Source organism: Arthrobacter sp., from assembly GCF_030540645.1.
Lineage (GTDB): Bacteria > Actinomycetota > Actinomycetes > Actinomycetales > Micrococcaceae > Specibacter.
The window spans coordinates 19,575-21,358 of record NZ_JAUNVV010000061.1 but is presented as its reverse complement, the minus strand read 5'-3'; the positions used below and the strand labels follow the sequence as shown (position 1 = coordinate 21,358).

At 64.6% G+C, this 1,784-nt stretch carries 1 protein-coding gene; it reads left to right on the top strand.

All coding sequences use genetic code 11. From position 1 onward, the window contains the following. On the top strand, positions 1-1,784 hold a 1,784-nt coding region (locus tag Q4P21_RS11640; protein WP_303388933.1), incomplete at both ends, for a beta galactosidase jelly roll domain-containing protein.

Sequence of the window (1,784 nt, the reverse complement as noted above, 5' to 3'; positions counted from 1 at the left end):
ACGTCGGTGAAGATCACCGGCGGGGACGCGCCCGATTTGACCATCGTCACCACCGACCGCTCGGCTACCGGCCAGCAGTGGACCCTTGACGGCATCGTCAAGGGCGGCACCACCAACAAGACCGTCATGGTCACCGGTGCCGACCTGCTCCGTTCAGCCGAGTTCGACGGCGACACCGTGCACTTGGTGGGCGACACCAAGGAAGCGCGCAGCATCGGCATTTACGTTCCGGCCGGCATCACGAAGGCCAGCTGGAACGGGCAGGCACTTGTGACCACAGTTGGCGCCAACGGCCAGCTGGTGGCAAACCTGGCCGGACCGGCCGCCGCTGTTCTTCCTGAGCTGACCAACTGGAAGGTTTCCGGGGAAAATCCGGAGTCCGCCACCGCGTTTGACGACAGCAAATGGCTCGAGGCAACCGCCACCGCAGCTGCGAACACCCGTCAGGGCCCCGGCGCCAACCAGGGCAAGGTCCTGGACACGGCGTTCTACGGCTTCTACGAAGGCGACACCTGGTACCGGGCGCACTTCACCGCATCTTCCGCAGCCACCAGCATTCAGCTGCGCGGCCAAGGTGGCAGTGCAGCGAATATGCTCGTCTGGGTCAACGGCACCTTCGCCGGAGCCGCAGCAGCCAATGGCAGCATGCAGACGATCCAGGTCCCGGCCGGGGTCATCAAAAATGGTGAAAAGACCGTCGTTTCTGCAGTGGTCCGCAACCAGGGCCAAAACCTCGATTGGTCCGATGACGGCCTGTCACGCCAAAACCGCGGCCTGTACGACGCAGTGCTGCCCAGCAGCGGCGCTGTCACCTGGAAGCTGCAAGGCGCCAAGGACAAGGCCGCGCCGGTTGATACGGATCGGACCATGTACAACACCGGTGGTCTTTACGGTGAGCGCGCCGGTTGGTACCTGCCGCAGTACCCGGACAGCGAATGGGCAGATGCCACCTCGTTCAAGCCGGCCAAGGCAGGCGTTACCTGGTACCGCACCAACTTTGCGCTAAATGTTCCGGCCGGAACCGACACGGCCCTTGGTTTGAAGATCAACGACGCCAAGTTTGAAGACGGGCGCAAGTCCTACGCCCGTGCCGTGATCTATGTCAACGGCTGGAACACAGGAACCTGGGTTGGCAACGTTGGCCCGCAGAGCACGTTCACCATCCCCAGCGGATTCCTGAACAAGACCGGCGACAACACTCTCGCCATCGTGCTCAGCACTGAGCGCGATGCCCAAGGACCGGACTCCTTCACCCTGGTGGACCGCGGCACCAGCCTCGGCGGCGTGCCGACGAAGCTGAACACGGCCCCAGACTATGCACTGCCGGTTGTCACAGCAGTGGCGGGGCAGGCCAAGTACGACGTCGGTGAGAAGGCTGTCATCAGCGGCACCTCAGTGCTGGCAGCCATCGGGGACGGGGCGTTGACCAACGCGGTCATCGACTTTGGTGACGGCAGCGCGGCAGTGACCGTGCCTGTGGTCAACGGTGCCTACTCGGCGGAGCGCAGCTTCGCCAAGACGGGCAACTATGCGGCAACAGTGCGCATCAAGGACGCCGTTTCCGGAGCAACCCTGGGCACCAAGGCCCTTGAAATCGCCGTTGGCGGGGAAGCCACCACTCCGACGCAGACCGCAACACCGTCAGCTACGGCAACGCCGAGCCCCAGTGCCACGGCCTCAGCCTCGCCAAGCGCTTCGGCGACGGCGACGCCGTCGGCCACGGCCTCGGCCACGCCAAGCGCTTCACCAAGCGCTTCGGTGACTGCGACGCCGTCGGCCTCGGC